Source organism: Mesorhizobium sp. M0802, assembly GCF_040320115.1.
Lineage (GTDB): Bacteria > Pseudomonadota > Alphaproteobacteria > Rhizobiales > Rhizobiaceae > Mesorhizobium.
On sequence record NZ_JAMYOY010000013.1, the window covers coordinates 17,119 to 31,678 of the forward strand.

At 64.9% G+C, this 14,560-nt stretch carries 15 protein-coding genes; 2 read left to right on the top strand and 13 right to left on the bottom strand.

The annotated features are described in order from the left end of the window. Positions 1–46: 46 nt before the first annotated feature. The 9 genes from NKI10_RS18535 to exbB form a co-directional block, all read right to left on the bottom strand. On the bottom strand, positions 47–991 hold the full coding sequence (locus NKI10_RS18535; RefSeq protein ID WP_023747348.1) for an acetamidase/formamidase family protein: 945 nt from the start codon (positions 989–991) through the stop codon (positions 47–49). Further along, positions 981–2,576, bottom strand: coding sequence for an ABC transporter substrate-binding protein (locus NKI10_RS18540; protein WP_444849001.1), 1,596 nt, complete (start codon positions 2,574–2,576; stop codon positions 981–983). The genes NKI10_RS18535 and NKI10_RS18540 overlap by 11 nt, the downstream gene beginning before the upstream one ends. Before the next feature lie 76 nt (positions 2,577–2,652). Continuing rightward, positions 2,653–3,573, bottom strand: coding sequence for an ABC transporter permease (locus NKI10_RS18545; RefSeq protein WP_023698726.1), 921 nt, complete (start codon positions 3,571–3,573; stop codon positions 2,653–2,655). Between the two features lie 13 nt (positions 3,574–3,586). Further along, the gene (locus NKI10_RS18550; RefSeq protein WP_023693235.1) at positions 3,587–4,489 is read right to left on the bottom strand and encodes an ABC transporter permease; all 903 of its coding nucleotides are present in this window, start codon (positions 4,487–4,489) and stop codon (positions 3,587–3,589) included. Further along, on the bottom strand, positions 4,467–5,066 hold the full coding sequence (locus NKI10_RS18555) for an ANTAR domain-containing response regulator (protein ID WP_023715884.1): 600 nt from the start codon (positions 5,064–5,066) through the stop codon (positions 4,467–4,469). The genes NKI10_RS18550 and NKI10_RS18555 overlap by 23 nt, the downstream gene beginning before the upstream one ends. Further along, on the bottom strand, positions 5,063–6,157 hold the full coding sequence (locus NKI10_RS18560; RefSeq protein WP_023732923.1) for a transporter substrate-binding protein: 1,095 nt from the start codon (positions 6,155–6,157) through the stop codon (positions 5,063–5,065). The genes NKI10_RS18555 and NKI10_RS18560 overlap by 4 nt, the downstream gene beginning before the upstream one ends. A gap of 171 nt (positions 6,158–6,328) precedes the next feature. Then, positions 6,329–7,297 carry an energy transducer TonB gene (locus NKI10_RS18565; protein WP_352861352.1) on the bottom strand — a complete coding sequence of 323 codons (969 nt, stop codon included), beginning with the start codon at positions 7,295–7,297 and terminating at the stop codon, positions 6,329–6,331. After that, on the bottom strand, positions 7,294–7,752 hold the full coding sequence (exbD, locus tag NKI10_RS18570; RefSeq protein WP_023747352.1) for a TonB system transport protein ExbD: 459 nt from the start codon (positions 7,750–7,752) through the stop codon (positions 7,294–7,296). Before exbD ends, NKI10_RS18565 begins: the two co-directional genes overlap by 4 nt. A gap of 6 nt (positions 7,753–7,758) precedes the next feature. Then, positions 7,759–8,736, bottom strand: a complete 978-nt coding sequence (gene exbB, locus NKI10_RS18575) for a tonB-system energizer ExbB (RefSeq protein ID WP_023737952.1) — start codon at positions 8,734–8,736, stop codon at positions 7,759–7,761. 344 nt (positions 8,737–9,080) lie between these two features. Between exbB and NKI10_RS18580 the strand changes: the two genes are divergently transcribed. Beyond that, entirely contained in the window at positions 9,081–9,749 is a 669-nt protein-coding gene (locus NKI10_RS18580) for a cysteine hydrolase family protein (protein ID WP_352861355.1), read from the top strand. Positions 9,750–9,944: 195 nt separating this feature from the next. Here NKI10_RS18580 and NKI10_RS18585 read toward each other — a convergent pair whose 3' ends face one another. Both NKI10_RS18585 and NKI10_RS18590 read right to left on the bottom strand, forming a co-directional pair. Next, complete coding sequence (locus tag NKI10_RS18585) at positions 9,945–10,904, bottom strand: LLM class flavin-dependent oxidoreductase (RefSeq protein ID WP_352861357.1); 960 nt, start codon at positions 10,902–10,904, stop codon at positions 9,945–9,947. Between the two features lie 170 nt (positions 10,905–11,074). Further along, positions 11,075–11,230 (bottom strand): hypothetical protein, encoded by a 156-nt coding sequence (locus tag NKI10_RS18590; protein WP_023670454.1) that lies wholly within the window; start codon positions 11,228–11,230, stop codon positions 11,075–11,077. 232 nt (positions 11,231–11,462) lie between these two features. Between NKI10_RS18590 and NKI10_RS18595 the strand changes: the two genes are divergently transcribed. Then, entirely contained in the window at positions 11,463–12,230 is a 768-nt protein-coding gene (locus tag NKI10_RS18595) for an SDR family NAD(P)-dependent oxidoreductase (protein WP_023686096.1), read from the top strand. Positions 12,231–12,440: 210 nt separating this feature from the next. Here NKI10_RS18595 and NKI10_RS18600 read toward each other — a convergent pair whose 3' ends face one another. After that, complete coding sequence (locus NKI10_RS18600) at positions 12,441–13,385, bottom strand: ABC transporter permease (RefSeq protein WP_023732921.1); 945 nt, start codon at positions 13,383–13,385, stop codon at positions 12,441–12,443. Then, on the bottom strand, positions 13,382–14,434 hold the full coding sequence (locus NKI10_RS18605; RefSeq protein WP_023806411.1) for an ABC transporter permease: 1,053 nt from the start codon (positions 14,432–14,434) through the stop codon (positions 13,382–13,384). The genes NKI10_RS18600 and NKI10_RS18605 overlap by 4 nt, the downstream gene beginning before the upstream one ends. Positions 14,435–14,560 lie beyond the last annotated feature (126 nt).

The following is a 14,560-nucleotide window of genomic DNA, read 5'->3' on the forward strand; positions in this document are numbered from 1 at the left end:
GGGTCGCTGCGAAGCAGCGGGGTGGGGGTGCGGCGCCGACGTACCGTCATTCAAACACGCAACGCGGAAAATAGAACGACACCACCCAGTTCGGCATGTCGACGATCTCGCTGATGCGCAGGTCCCCGCACACCGAGGCCAGCATATAGGCCTCGACCGGATCGATCTGGTAACGCCCAGCGAGCAGATCGACCATCTGCGCCACCGCCTCCTTCGCGCCCGCCATCAGATCCGGCCCAATCCCCGTCGTCACCTCGTAACCCTTGGCGTCGAGATGGCGCGTCACCGGGCCCGGCGTGGTGAAGCGCGGCGTCTTCAGCCTGGCGTCCTTGACAAGGTCGAGCTTGAGCACGACGTCCATCGGGCTCTCGATCGCCGTGCCGCAGACCTCGCCATCGCCTTGTGCGGCGTGCGTATCGCCGACCGAGAACAGCGCGCCGGCCACCTCAACCGGCAGATAGAGCGTCGTGCCGGCAGCGAGATCGCGGATGTCGAGATTGCCGCCGACCCGCCGTGGCGGCACCACCGAGTGAAGCCCCATCTCAGCCGGCGCATTGCCGATGGTGCCGGCGAACGGCTTCAGTGGCACGCGCGCGTTTTTCCCGAACAGCGCCGGTTCGAGCGCGGCTGCATCGTATTTCCAGATGTTCAGCGCCGGTTCCGTGAAGTCGTCGGCGAGCAGGCCGAAACCGGGAATGTTCGCCGTCCAACCGAAGCCGGACGGTTTGAACATCTCGATCGTCACCTTGAGCGCGTCACCCGGCTCGGCGCCCTCGACGAAGATCGGCCCGGTCACCGGGTTGACCCCGGCGAAGTCGAGCTTGACGATTTCGGCGACCGTGCTGTCGGCGTTCAGCTGGCCGCCGGCGGCATCGAGGCACTGGAACTCGATGGTCGCGCCGGGCGCCACCCGCTCGGCCGGGATAAAGGAATTGTCCCAGCCGAAATGGTGATGGCGCCCATGGATGGTGTAGTCGCAGCTATTGCACATCTTTTACGTACACATTGTCATAGTTGATCGGGATATGGACCGGGTCGACATAGAGGTTGTCGGCGCCGCCCATTCGGGCGGATTTCATGGTGAAGCGCTGTTCGTTGAAGACCGGCGCCCAGGGCGCGTCTTCCATCACCTTGTCGTAGATGGCGCTCCACATCTTGTCGCGTTCGCCGGCCTTTGCCGGGTCGACCACAGAATCCGCCTCGGCCGCCTTGGCGTCGAGGTCCTTATTGCAGTACCACGACCAGTTCCAGCCGCCCGGCACCGCGCCGGCGCAGCCGAGGATCGGGCCGTAGAAATTCGACGGATCGGGGAAGTCGGCGATCCAGGCCATGCCGCCCGACCAGATCATCGGCGCGCCGGCCTTGTCACCGCCGGCGGCGATGACATTGGCCTGCGCCAGCGACTGGATGCTGGCCTTGATGCCGATGGCCGCCAGGTCCTGCTGGATCGCCTGGGCAATGCGCGGGTTGGGATCGGTGTTCATGGCGAACAGCTGCGTGTCGAAACCATCGGGATGACCGGCCTCGGCCAGCAGCGCCTTGGCCTTGGCTACGTCATAGGGATAACCTTTGTATTCCTTGTCGTAGCCCGGCATCGACGGCGGCAGCGGCTGGTTGGCCGGCACGGCGCGGCCGTTGATGATCTGGATGATGCGCGCCTTGTTGAGCGCCATGTTGACGGCCTGACGCACCTTAACATTGTCGAACGGCGCCATGGTGGTGTTCATGGTGACGTAGCCGGTGTGCAGCTGACCGCCTTCGACGACACGCGCCTTCTGCTCGGGATCGGCCATCACCTCCTGGAACTTGGCCGGCGGAATGCCGTCGCCGGGAACATCGATCTCGCCCTTCTGCAAGCGCAGCAGCGCCACGATCGGTTCCTGGCCGATCTCGAAGGTGATCTTGTCGAGATGCGGCAGGCCCTTGTGCCAGTAATCCGCATTGCGCTCGAAGACGATGCGTTGGCCGAGTGTCCACTCGGCGAGCTTGAAGGCGCCGGTGCCCACCGGATGCTTGCCGAAATCGGCGCCATATTTCTCGACCTCTTCCTTCGGCACGACATGGGCGAAATTGATGGCCATGACATGCAGGAAGGTGGCGTCGGGCCGGGTCAGCTCGAACTTCACCGTGTAGGGATCGACGACGGTGACGCCGGAAAGGCCTTCGGCCTTGCCGGCGGCGACATCGTCATAGCCCTTGATCGAGCCGAAGAAGCCAGCGCCGGGGCTCTGCGTCTTCGGATTGGTGACGCGGTCAAGCGAATATTTCACGTCGTCGGCCGTCATCTCGCGGCCATTGTGGAATTTCACGCCATGGCGCAGCTTGAAGGTGAAGGTCTGGCCGTCGGGCGAAATCTCGTAGCTTTCGGCGAGGTCGGGCTTCAAATTGGTGGTGCCCGGCTCGTAATCCATCAGCCCATCGAACAGGCTCTTGATCATCGACCAGTTCTGCCAGTCATAGCCGATCGCCGGATCGAGGGTCGCAACATCGTCCTTGTAGGTGATGGTGATGGCGCCGCCTTGCTTGGCGTTGGGATCGACCGTGTCTTCGGCGCGGACGCTTGTCATGCCGAGCATGAGGGCCAAGGCGGATGCCGCGACTGTGGATGCGAGAAACTTTTTCATTGTTGTGTTCCCTTTCTCTGTTTCATTTTCATCTGAGCTTGATGCGGGGATCGATGAACGGCGCGATGATGTCGGCGAGCAGATTGCCGAGCACGATGGCGAAGGCCGACACCAGCGTGACGCCCATGATGATCGGAATGTCGACGCGCTGGATCGCCTGCCACGCCAGCTGACCGATGCCGGGCCAGCCGAACACGCTTTCGACGACGACGATGCCGCCCATGAAGATGCCGATGTCGATGCCGATCATGGCGATGACCGGCAGGATGGCATTCGGCAGTGCGTGGCGGAATATGATGGCGCTGCGCGCCAGGCCCTTGGCCCGCGCCGTGCGGACATAATCCTGGCGCAGGACGTCTATCATCGACGAGCGCATCATGCGCGCATACCAGCCGGCGCCGAGTACGCCCATGGTCAACGACGGCAGCACCAGATGGCGCCATGTGCCGTAGCCGCCGATCGGAAACCAGCTTAGCCGCACGGCAAAGACGTAGAGCAGCAACAGGCCAACCACGAATTGCGGCGCCGAGACGCCGACGAAGGAGGCGACCATCAGCGTCTGGTCGGTGGCGGTGCCGCGCTTGACGGCCGCGATCAGGCCCATCGAGAGCCCGATCAGCAATTCGCAAAGGATGGCGCCGACCATCAAAAGCAGGCTGGCCGGCAGCCGCGAGACGATGAGTTCGGTGACCTCCGAGCGCTGGATGTAGGAGCGGCCGAGATCGCCGCTGAGTAGCTTCGTCAGATAGTGCCAGTACTGGACCACGAAAGGCTGGTCGAGGCCGAGTTGCTGGCGGATGTTTTCCACCGTCTGCGGCGTGGCACTGCGGCCGGCGATCTGCCGCACCGGGTCGGCCGGCAAGAGGTAGAGCAGCGCAAAAGTGATCAGCGAGACGCCAAGCAGGATGAGCAGCGACTGGATCAGCCGGCGGCCGAGATAGGCGATCATGACCGGCCCCCCATTATTCCCGGCCCCTTTGCGTCGGATCGAGGATGTCGCGCAACGCGTCGCCGATCAGATTGAAGGCCAGCGCCAACGCGAGGATTGCGGCGCCGGGGAAGAACACCAGCCAGGGCGCGGCCTGGAAATAGGTCTGGTTCTCGAAAATGATGTTGCCCCACGACGCGGTCGGCGGCTGCACACCGATGCCGAGGAAGGAAAGCGTCGCCTCGAGCAGAACCGTGGTCGAGATGCCGAGCGTGCCCCAGACGATGATGGTCGGCAGCAGATGCGGCAGGATGTGGCGAAATAGGATGCGCGGCGCACTCGCCCCGATGCTGCGCTCGGCATCGATGAACTCGCGCTCGGCCAGCGATGAGGTCTCGGTGTAGATGACACGCGCCGTCTGCACCCAGTTGACCAGCGCGATGACCATGGCGACGATCCACAGACTCGGCTGAAACACTGCCGCCAGGCAGATGGCGAGCAGCAGCGCCGGGAACGCCATCATCAGATCGGTGAAGCGCATCAGCGCACTGCCGATCCAGCCGCGGAAATAGCCTGCGGTGACGCCCACCAAAGTGCCGATCAAGAGCGCCACGCCATTGGCGACGATGCCGATGATCAGCGAGGTGCGGGCGCCGTAGAGGATGCGGGTCAAGAGGTCACGTCCGAGCAGGTCGGTGCCGAGCCAATACTGGGCGCTGGGCGGCAGCGGCGAGCCCTCGATGGTCAGGCCGTCGAACATCTGCTCGTTGGGATCGTAGCCGGTCAGCCGGGGCGCCAGCACAGCGCCGGCGACAACAATGGCGACGATGACCAGCCCGAGCAGCGCCAGGCGGCGTTTGACCAGCCGACGCCAGACGCCGGCGCGCGGTTTTGCCGGCATGCGTACCGGGAGATCAGGCGCGATGGGACTGGTCATCGCCGCCTTCCTCATCCGTCATTGCCACGATCCTGCGCGCGGCATCCTCGACGCTGATCTGCCAGCTCATCGCCAGCGATCGCAGTTGTGCATAGGCACGCTCGTCATCGCTGCCTTTCGACAGCGCCGTCACCGCGCGCACAATGGTCTGGCGCTCGGCGACGCGCTGGCGCAGCGACGCTATCTCGCCGGCTAAATGCTTGCGTGCCTCGAAGCTCTGCCTTGCGATCAGCAATGCGCTGTACACACCGGCATTGCCGACCGGCTTCAGCAGCTGCGCATCGGCCTTGTGCGACAGCGCCCATTCGATACGCCCCGGCGCCTCGGAACCGATCAGCGCCACCAGCGGCATCGGCGCCTCGCCCGGCTTCCACGGGAATTGCTCGTCAAAGCCGAGATCGGCATCGAAGAAAACGAAATCGGCGGCGAGAGCTTCCGGCGGCAATTCCGGCCAGCAGTCGATCGTAGCCAGGCCGATGGCCGACAATTGCCTGGTGATGGCCTGCACCGTCGGATGCGGGCGATGCAGGATGAAAGCCCGCGCGCCGCCGAGATTGGGGATGCGCGTCCGGGTCATGACACCACCCTCAGGCGCGGACGGCCGAATGTCTTGGCGGGGTCGTAGCGCGACAGATAGGGATCCGGCGCGACCTCATCCTCCTGGCTGACGACCTCGAAGAAGCCATCGGCGATCCGGCCGATGATCACCGGCAGCGTCGCGTGCTGGGAGTGGGCGTCGATGGCGATCGGCCCGAGCCGGGTGGAGAAGCGTCGCTCGGCGAAGGCTTTGGAAAATTCCGCCGGGCCGGCATCAGTGTCGCGCGACAGCACGTCGGCCATCACCTGCACCGAGGCATAGGCGGAGGCCTCGAAGGACGAAGCGAAGGCAGCCGGCCGGGGCGCGAAATAGGGCCCGACCGACAGATGCCCTTTCCCTGTCTCGCCGATCGCCGGCAACTCGCCTTCGGTGAGGTTGCAGGAGATGACGGGGCAGTTTTCCGGCCTGAATGCCGCATCCTCATCGCCCAGCTCGCGGTAAGCCGCCAGGAAGGCGTAGGATGAGGTGCCGATCAGATTGTTGAGGATGAAGCTCGGCCGCGTCGCCCGGACCTCGGCGATCAGCCGCGACACGTCGGTCTCGCCGATGCGCAGATAGCGCTCGCCCAGCACTTTGCCGCCGGCATCCGCGATCAGGTCGCGCGCCACGCGGTTCATCTCCCAGCCCCAAATGTAGTTCGAGCCGAGCAGGAAGCCGTTGGCGCCGAAACGCGGCACGACATGCGCCATCAGCGGAACCAGATGCTGGTTGGGGCAGGCGTGCATGTAGACGACATGCTCGTTGGCCTCGAACCCTTCATAGGGGCAGGCATACCAGAGCATGCCGCCGGCCTTCTCCAGCACTGGGATGGTTTCCTTGCGGCTCCACGAGGTGACGCAACCGACGACATGGCGCGCGCTGCTGGTCCTGAAAATGTCCTCGCACAAAGTCGCGTAGCGATCGGCATTACTTTGCGGATCGCGCTCGACCGGAACCACTTCGATGCCATAGCTCCGATCGGCATTGATGTCGGCGATGGCGCGCATGGCGCCCATCCGGCACGCATCGGAGACCAGCTGGTAGCTGCCCGAGCGGGAATACAGGATGCCGATCTCGATACGCCGTTTCAAACCGATCCTCAGAAATGACAATGCCCCGCAGCCAGCGCCGGAGGGCGAGGCATGCGAGGCATATTTGCCGCCCGGCGACCAAGGCCGGTATTTTGCGCTAGCGTATTCGGTCCGGCGGGTCAGTCAAGCGGGAAAGTACGTGGTCATGGGATCGGCCTTGTCCGGCTGCTTCTAGTTCCGCAGCGTGAACATCAAAGGCGCCACGACAGCCGTACCGGCCTTCTCAGGCGGTGGCGCGGGCACCGTCGCACCCTGCAGAATGCCGAGCGCGGCGCGATCGAGATCGGCGTCCCCCGAAGATCGTGTCAGCCGGACGGAGGTCACCTTGCCCGAAGCGCTGACGACGAAGGTCACATTTGCGGTACCCACGGCGCGCCGAGACCTTGCCGCGCTCGGGTAGCGCTTGTGCCGATTGATCCATCCGATCAGCTGGGAGTTCCATTTGCTTGCATTGACTGATGATCCACTCGATTGCGAAGCCTTCGGCGCCGACGCCTTCGCCGCTGCCTTTTGATCGACACTGGCGGTCACGACCGCTTTCGCCGGCGCGGCCTTTTCCTTCTTCTCTTTCTTTGCTTTCGGCTTGGGTTTTTCGGCAGCCTTCTTCGCCTTCTCGATCGGCTTGTCCTCCACCGGCTTGTCCTCCGTCGGCTTGGTCTCCACCGGCCTGGTCTGCAGCGGAATGACCACATCCGGCGCTATGGTCGGGACGATGTCGGGCACCACCTCATCCAGCGGCGGCGATTGATCGGGCTGCTCGACCGCTGCCGTCTCGATCGGAGCGGCGGGTTGAACCGCTTCCGTCTTCTCGGTGACCGGCTCCGGCTGACCGGGCTCGGGCTCCACGACCGGCTTGAGTTCGGCAACCGCCTCCTCGATCTGGTTCGGCGGCTCGGGCGTCACCACGTCGGCCGCTGAGTCCACCCGCACCGCCGGCGCCACCATCATCGGCGACAGCTCGATAGCCACAGCCGGCGGGCCGCCATCGGCCATGTTGGCTAGGCTGAAGCTCTGCACGGCATAGGCGATCGCGACATGCGCGCCGACAATGACAATGGCCGCAGCCGCCCACAAACCGATCTCGCGCGCGCCGGCGCCCGGCGGGTCGGCGGTGGGAACGGCCGCGGCCAGTTGCGTCATGGGGCGGCGCCCGGGTGCGGCGGGGATGCGTCCGCTGGCACCCTCTCCAGCCCGACCAGCGCGATCTTCAGATAACCGGCGCCGCGCAGCAGGTTCATCACCTCCATCAACTCGCCATAGCCGACCGCCTTGTCGGCACGCAGGAAGATGCGGGTCTGCTTGTCGCCCTTGGTTCTGCCGTCGAGCACGGAGGCAAAAGCCTGGCGCGGCACGCTGTCATTGCCGATCGCCAGCGTCAGATCGTCCTTCAGCGTCAGGAACAGCGGCGTTTCCGGCCGCGGCGCCGGTGTCGCGGTCGAACCCGGCAGATCGACATTGACGTCGACTGTCGCCAACGGGGCAGCGACCATGAAGATGATCAGCAGCACCAGGATGACGTCGATGAACGGCGTCACGTTGATCTCGTAGCTTTCCTCGAGATCGCCGTCGATAGTCTCGCGAATTCTAGCCGCCATGGCCCATCACTCCGCCGCCAGCGCGGGCGCCTGCGGCACCGTGCGGAAATCGAGATCGCGGCTGACCAGCCGTTCGACCCCGGCCGAGGCATCGGCAAGGAGCTGCCGGTAGCCGGCTATCGACCGCGCAAAGACGTTGTAGATGACCACGGCGGGAATGGCCGCGACCAGGCCCATCGCCGTGGCGAGCAGCGCCTCGGCGATGCCGGGCGCGACGACCGCGAGGTTGGTGGTCTGCGCCTGCGAGATGCCGATGAAGGCGTTCATGATGCCCCAGACGGTGCCGAACAAGCCCACGAAGGGCGCCGTCGAGCCGATCGTCGCCAGCACGCCGGTGCCGCGCGACATGCGCCGCGCCGCCGCCGCTTCGATGCGCGACAGGCGCGACGTCACGCGTTCCTTCAGCCCGTCGCCGGTGACATGGCCGAGCGCACCGGCCGAAAGGGCAGTCTCTTCCTCGGCCGCCCGCACCAAAAGCGCACCGGGGCCGCCACTGTTGCCAAGCGCGCGCCCGGCCTGGCGCAGCGTGGCGGCATTGCCGATGGCGCGCGCAGCGCGACGGGCGCCGAGCTTGCCGAAGAGAATCTCCAGCGATTTGGCCAGCCACACCGTCCAGGTGACGAGCGAGGCGAAGGCCAACCCGATCATCACCGCCTTGACGATGATGTCGGCGGCCATGAACATGCCCCAGGGCGACAGATCGTGCGGCAGCGTCAGCGATATTGCCGAAGGCTCGGCCTGCGCGGATGCACCGGGCTGGGTTGCCGGCCGTAGCGCGGTCGGCGCCGCCTGCCCGGCAGCTGGCGAAGCCGGCGCGACAGGCGCAGCCGGTGCGGGCTGTTCGACTACGGTTCGCGCCGACTGGGGAGCTGCAGCGGGCACCGTCGTCACCCTGGGCTGCGTGTTTGGCTGCTCTTGCGCAGCAGCGCTGCCGGCCGACAGCATGACCGCGGCCAGCGCCGCCAACAAACCATTTCTGGACACGCTTCGTCCTCGCTTCGTCATTGCACGTACCGATCGGCTGGTCGGTGACGGGATGCGGGAACACCCCGATCTCGACCCCGAAAACTCCAGCCACGGATTCTGGCTTCTCTCAAACGCGGCACAGCCGCTGGAAACAATTCAGGCGGCCGAGTGCCCCTGCTTGACTATAAAACATGAGTTTAGTAGTCAACAAACAAGATGGCTTTTTTGGCCAACGATTGTGGGCGCGATGTCTCAACGGCACATCGTCCTGGCATCGGTCTACCTGGTGTCGTCGCACTGAGGGATGGACGGCCGCAGGGTTGCTGGGCCACGATACCGGGCAGCAATTGAGGCAGGCTGCGATGATCAAGGCGATACCGTTCGATTTCCCCTATGACGGCCGGCTGGTGCCAGCAAACACCGCGCTGCTGGTCATCGACCTGCAGGAGGATTTCCTTTCGCCGACCGGCTATTTCGCCAGGAAGGGTTATGACCCCGCGCCGCTGCGCGCCATCCTGCCGACAGTTAACCGACTGATATCAGCGGCACGTGCGGCCGGCCTCACCATCATTTACACCAGGCAGGGATATCGCGGCGACATGGCCGACATGACGCCGTACGAGAGATGGCGCCGCAAGCGGGCGGGTCTCGAAGGCACCGACGTGCTGCTGCGCTCCGGCCCGGGCTTTCAGATCGTCGCCGAGATCGACGTCGCGCCGCACGACATCATCGTCGACAAGACCTGCAACAGCGCCTTCACCTATACGGATCTGGAGCTTGTGCTGCGCGCACGCGGCATCACCCATCTGATCTTTTCCGGCTGCACGACCGATGTCTGCGTGCACACGACGCTGCGCGAGGCCTGCGACCGCAATTTCCAGTGCCTGACCATCGCCGATGCCTGCGCCAGTGGCGACCAATACGCGCATGACGCGGCGCTGCATATGGTGACGGTGGAGGACGGGGTATTTGGTACGCTGACGGAATCTGGCGCGGTGCTGGAGGCGCTGGCAGTGCTGAGTGGTGATTAGACGCTGGCGGGACAGCACCCCTCTGCCCTGCCGGGCATCCCCCGCAAGGAGGGCGATCAGACATCACGTCGGCTTTCGCCAATTACCAACGTTGAGAGCCGGCGCTCAAGCTGCCAATCTTCCCCTTTGAGGGGGAGATGTCCGGCAGGACAGAGGGGGGTGCTGTCCCCGCCGGCGTTCCCGATCGCGATCTCGCTACCCAGCTGCGTGAATATCCGACCCGCCCCGCGAGGCAAACGCGCCGGGCTGCGGCACCTCCGCCTCCCGGCGTGCCAGCGAGTTGCGCAAGAGCGCGATCGTCTCGCGGCCGACGCTGGCGATCTCGCGCGGCCGGTCGACACCGACGATCATGAACTCGCTGATGCCCAGCGCCGCATAGGGCAGCAGCGACAGGGCGATCTGCGCCGGTGGTCCGGAAAGTTCGACCGCCTTGTGGCCGACGGTAGAGGCGCCACCCTCCGAGCGGACCCGGACCGGAAGCGCAAAACGCAGCTTGCCGGCGCGGCCATGCTCGGCGGCGGCGCTGCGCGCCCGTTCCATCAGCTGGCGGATCTCGTCGAGCGAACCAGCCGTGAGTTCAAACACGTCGGCATGGCGGCCGGCGACCTTGAGCGCGGTGCCGGACTGGCCACCCATGCGGATGATCACGTCGACGCCATGCGGCCCCTTGCGCGGCACATAGCCACCCTTGATGCTGTAGAATGCACCTTCATGGTCGAAGGGCCGGTCGTTCGACCACAGCCGCTTCAGCAGCACCAGATATTCGTCGATGCGCTGCCAGACCACGGTGTGGCCGACCGGACGCGTCTCGGCATCGTCGTCATCCAGCGGCTCGCTCAGCATCCTCAGCGCCAGCCGGCCGCCGCTCCTGGCGTCGAGCGCCGCCAGTTGCCGCGCCGCAACCGCAGGCGCGATCACGCCGGCCCAGTGCGTCAGCACCACTTCCAGCGACGAGGTGCGGTCCAGCGCCTGGGCGGCGATGTCCATATTGGTCAACAGCCCGGCCGGGTCGTCGACGACGATGTTCTGGAAGCCGGAATCCTCGATCAGCGACAGCTTTGTCGCCGTCTCGACGAAATCATAGAAGAACGGAACGGCCGAACCGGCGTCGGCGGCATGCGTTTTACCGGGAACATGCGTGAACTCGATCGGCATTGCCATCTCCTCCATCACGTTGGATGTATGTCGCCCAAAAGTGGCCCCGGTTTTTGAGACGACGACATGCGTAAAAACAAGCGGTCAGCGCCAAAGCGCATCCGCATTCGGTTCATCAACTCCGGTCACTCACTGAAAGCGATAGGTCGCCACCCTTCGGCCTGAACGGGTCAGGGAATCAAGCCGAGCACGACTGCCCCGGTGAACACGAACGCAAGGGCAAAGACGAGATAGGCGAAGGCGCCGGCATAGGCCGGGCGGAAAGCCTGGCTATTGGCCAGCCTCTGGCTGGTGCGGTCCGTCTCGGCGTTCTGGATATAGGACATATCGACCTCCGTCTTGCGGATTAATCTATAAAATCAGTAGACTTTGTCGAGTGCTATTTTTTGGCGATATGTAGAACGATTTTCTCAGTATGCCTTATTATTTGGTTTTGGATTGCTGGGGGACCCCTGCTGGCGACAAGCGAGCGACAAGCTTGGCCGACGTCTGCATAGGCGATAGCATCGCCATTCCGGCATAAATGCGGATCATTTCGATCGGGAACGGGAACAGAACATGGGTACAAGACTAGCCGGCAAGATTGCAATCATCTCGGGCGGCGCGACCGGAATGGGCGGAGCGGCCTCGGAATTGTTCGCCGCCGAAGGCGCCAAGGTGGCGATCATCGACCGCAATGGCGAGGCGGCGGCAGCCACTGCGGCGGCGATACGCGCGCGGGGACATATCGCCGAACACTGGGTGGCCGACGTCTCGGACGAGGCGCAGGTCGAGGCCGCAGTGAAGGCGGCGACTGCCAGGCTCGGCCCGGCCACGGTGTTGTTCAACCATGCCGGCACCATCGTGATAAAGCCGTTCCTGGAGACGACAGTGCAGGAATGGGACTGGCTGCATGCGGTCAATGTCCGCTCGATGTTCCTGATGACGCGCGCCGTGTTGCCGGGCATGATCGCTGCCGGTGGCGGTTCGATCGTCTGCACCTCGTCGATCTCGGCTGTGGCGGCCACACCCATGGAGGTGCTCTACGACACCACCAAGGGCGCCTGCCACATGTTCGCGCGCGCCATCGCAGTCGAATTCCGCGACCGCAACATACGCTGCAACGCCGTCTGTCCCGGCTTCATCCGCACGCCGCACGGCCTGCGCGAGGTCGCCGATCTCGGCAAGCTCGGCGTCGACGTGTCGGACGCCGCATTGGCCGCACAGCAGGGCCGCATCGGTGAGCCGGAGGAAGTGGCCAAGGCAGCGCTGTACCTCGCCAGCGATGAGTCCAGCTTCGTCAATGGCACGCATCTGTTTGTCGATAATGGTTTTACGGCGATGTGAGTATCCCAGGCTTGGCGCCCTTCCTCTCCCCCGTCGATCGGGGGAGAGGTGTCGAGCGCAACTCGACGGAGTGGGGGTCGACCCTTGGCGCAAGGAAGATTCATGCGCACCCGTTGGCAACAGTGGCGAGGTGGTTCCCCGCTCCGTCGCTGCTTCGCAGCGCCACCTCTTCCCCCGGAGGGAGAGGAAGGGCGCCAAGTCCTACTCGCCTTACCGCTCTTCTCGTCGAAACGGCTTCAGCAGCGCCGACGGCGCAACCGCGTTGCGTGACATCACGGCCATCGCGACGATGGTGAAAATGAAGGGCAGCATCAAGAACGCCTCATAGGGAATATGCCCGAGGCCGCTCGCCTGCATGCGCAATTGTAGCGCATCGACGAAGGCGAACAGCAGCGCCGCGCCCGCAGAGCGCCACGGGTCCCAGCGGCCGAACACGACCAGCGCGATCGCCACCCAGCCACGGCCCGACACCACACCAAAGGTGAAGGCGTTGAACTGTGCCATGGTGAGGAAGGCGCCCGCAAGCCCCATCAGCGCACCGCCGAGGATGACCGCCTGGAAGCGCGTGGCGATGATGCTGACCCCAGCGGAATCAGCGGCGCGCGGGTTCTCGCCGACCATCCGCACCGACAGCCCCCAAGGCGTGCGGTAGAGCACGAAAGCAGCGAGCGGGATGGCAATGATTGCCAAGTAGACCAGCGCAAACTGGTTGAAAACCGCTGACCCCAGAACCGGAATATCCGACAGCAGCGGGATCGGCACCGTCTGAAAACCCTTGATGCTGGGCGGCACCGATTGCTGGCCGAAGGTCAGACGGTAGAGGAAATAGGCAAGGCCGGACGAGAACAAAGTAACGCCGATGCCGCAGACATGCTGGCTGAGGCCGAGCGCCACCGTGAACAGCGCATGCAGCGCGCTCATCGCCATGCCGGTCAACACCGCGGCCAGCACGCCGAGCCACAGGCTGCCGCTGAGGCTGGCGGCGGTGAAGCCGGTCATCGCGCAGAGCAGCATGATGCCTTCGATACCGAGATTGAGCACGCCGGCCCGCTCGGAGAACATCTCGCCCAGCGTGGCAAATGCCAGCGGCGTGGCGATGCGGATAATGGCGGCGAGGAAGCCGACCTGAAAGATCTGTTCGAACACCGCGCTCATAAGGCGCCGACGCGGCGGATGCGATAGGCCGTGAACAGCAGCGCCACCAGCATGGCGAGCAGCGCCGTGCCCTGGATGACATCGCTGAGGAACGCCGGCACGCCGGTGGCGCGCGACATCGCTTCGGCGCCGGTCATCACGGCGGCCAGGAAGATCGCCGCCGGTACGACGCCGAGCGGATTGAGCCTGGCCAGCATGGCAACGACGATGCCGGAATAGCCATAGCCCGGCGAAATGTCGCTCATCACCTGGAAATGCACGCCGCCGACCTCGCCGACGCCGGCAAGCCCGGCCAGCGCGCCCGACAGCAGCGCCGTCGAGATCAGCACCCGCTCGACGTGGATGCCGCCATAGCGGGCGGCTTCCGGGCTTTCGCCGGTGACCCTGATCCGGAAGCCGAGCGTGGTCCGCACGATCAGGAACCAGATCAACGGTGCTGCGATCAACGCGGCGATGACACCCAGATGCAGCCTTGTGCCTTCGAGCAGCACCGGGAAATTCGCCGAATCCTCGATCGGCGGCGAGATCGGATAGCCACTGAACGAGTCCTTCCACGGCCCCTCGATCAGCGCCATCAGCGCATAGTAGATGACCGAGTTGAGCAGCAGCGAGCTGACGACGTCATCCACCTTGAATTTGACCCTGAGCGTCGCGGGCACCAGCGCTACCGCGGCACCGGCAGCAGCCCCCGCCAGCGCCATCGACAGGATCGCCAGCGCGCCCGGCATTGGGATGGCGCCGACGAAGCAGCTGGCCACGGCGCCGGCCAGCAATTGGCCCTCGGCGCCGATGTTCCAGAATTTGGCCCGGAAGGCGACGGCCACAGCCAGCCCGGTGAAGATCATCGGGGCGGCGCGCACCAGCGTTTCGGTGATGGCATAGCTGTCGCCGAACGAGGCCGACAGCATCACGCCATAGGCCTCAAGCACGCCGGCGCCGGCCAGCGCGATGAGGCCGCTGCACAGGACCAGCGCTGCGCCGATGGCCAGCAGCGGCAAAGCGAGATTGAACCAGGCGGGGGTGGAACTGCGGGCTTCGAGGCGGAACATCAGCTATGCCCCTCCGCCGCCCAGACGGTCGCGCCGCCCTTCATCCGCCTGCCGGCACCTTCTCCCCGTATAGACACGGGGAGAAGGGATCCGGGCCCTATGCAACTCCCCTCTTGCAGCTGTGGT

Coding starts and splice junctions, on each gene's coding strand:
- NKI10_RS18535 (WP_023747348.1), bottom strand. CDS start 991: ATGTGCAATAGCTGCGACTACACCATCCATGGGCGCCATCACCATTTC.
- NKI10_RS18540 (WP_444849001.1), bottom strand. CDS start 2,576: ATGCTCGGCATGACAAGCGTCCGCGCCGAAGACACGGTCGATCCCAAC.
- NKI10_RS18545 (WP_023698726.1), bottom strand. CDS start 3,573: ATGATCGCCTATCTCGGCCGCCGGCTGATCCAGTCGCTGCTCATCCTG.
- NKI10_RS18550 (WP_023693235.1), bottom strand. CDS start 4,489: ATGACCAGTCCCATCGCGCCTGATCTCCCGGTACGCATGCCGGCAAAA.
- NKI10_RS18555 (WP_023715884.1), bottom strand. CDS start 5,066: ATGACCCGGACGCGCATCCCCAATCTCGGCGGCGCGCGGGCTTTCATC.
- NKI10_RS18565 (WP_352861352.1), bottom strand. CDS start 7,297: ATGACGCAACTGGCCGCGGCCGTTCCCACCGCCGACCCGCCGGGCGCC.
- exbD (WP_023747352.1), bottom strand. CDS start 7,752: ATGGCGGCTAGAATTCGCGAGACTATCGACGGCGATCTCGAGGAAAGC.
- NKI10_RS18580 (WP_352861355.1), top strand. CDS start 9,081: ATGATCAAGGCGATACCGTTCGATTTCCCCTATGACGGCCGGCTGGTG.
- NKI10_RS18585 (WP_352861357.1), bottom strand. CDS start 10,904: ATGCCGATCGAGTTCACGCATGTTCCCGGTAAAACGCATGCCGCCGAC.
- NKI10_RS18590 (WP_023670454.1), bottom strand. CDS start 11,230: ATGTCCTATATCCAGAACGCCGAGACGGACCGCACCAGCCAGAGGCTG.
- NKI10_RS18595 (WP_023686096.1), top strand. CDS start 11,463: ATGGGTACAAGACTAGCCGGCAAGATTGCAATCATCTCGGGCGGCGCG.
- NKI10_RS18600 (WP_023732921.1), bottom strand. CDS start 13,385: ATGAGCGCGGTGTTCGAACAGATCTTTCAGGTCGGCTTCCTCGCCGCC.
- NKI10_RS18605 (WP_023806411.1), bottom strand. CDS start 14,434: ATGTTCCGCCTCGAAGCCCGCAGTTCCACCCCCGCCTGGTTCAATCTC.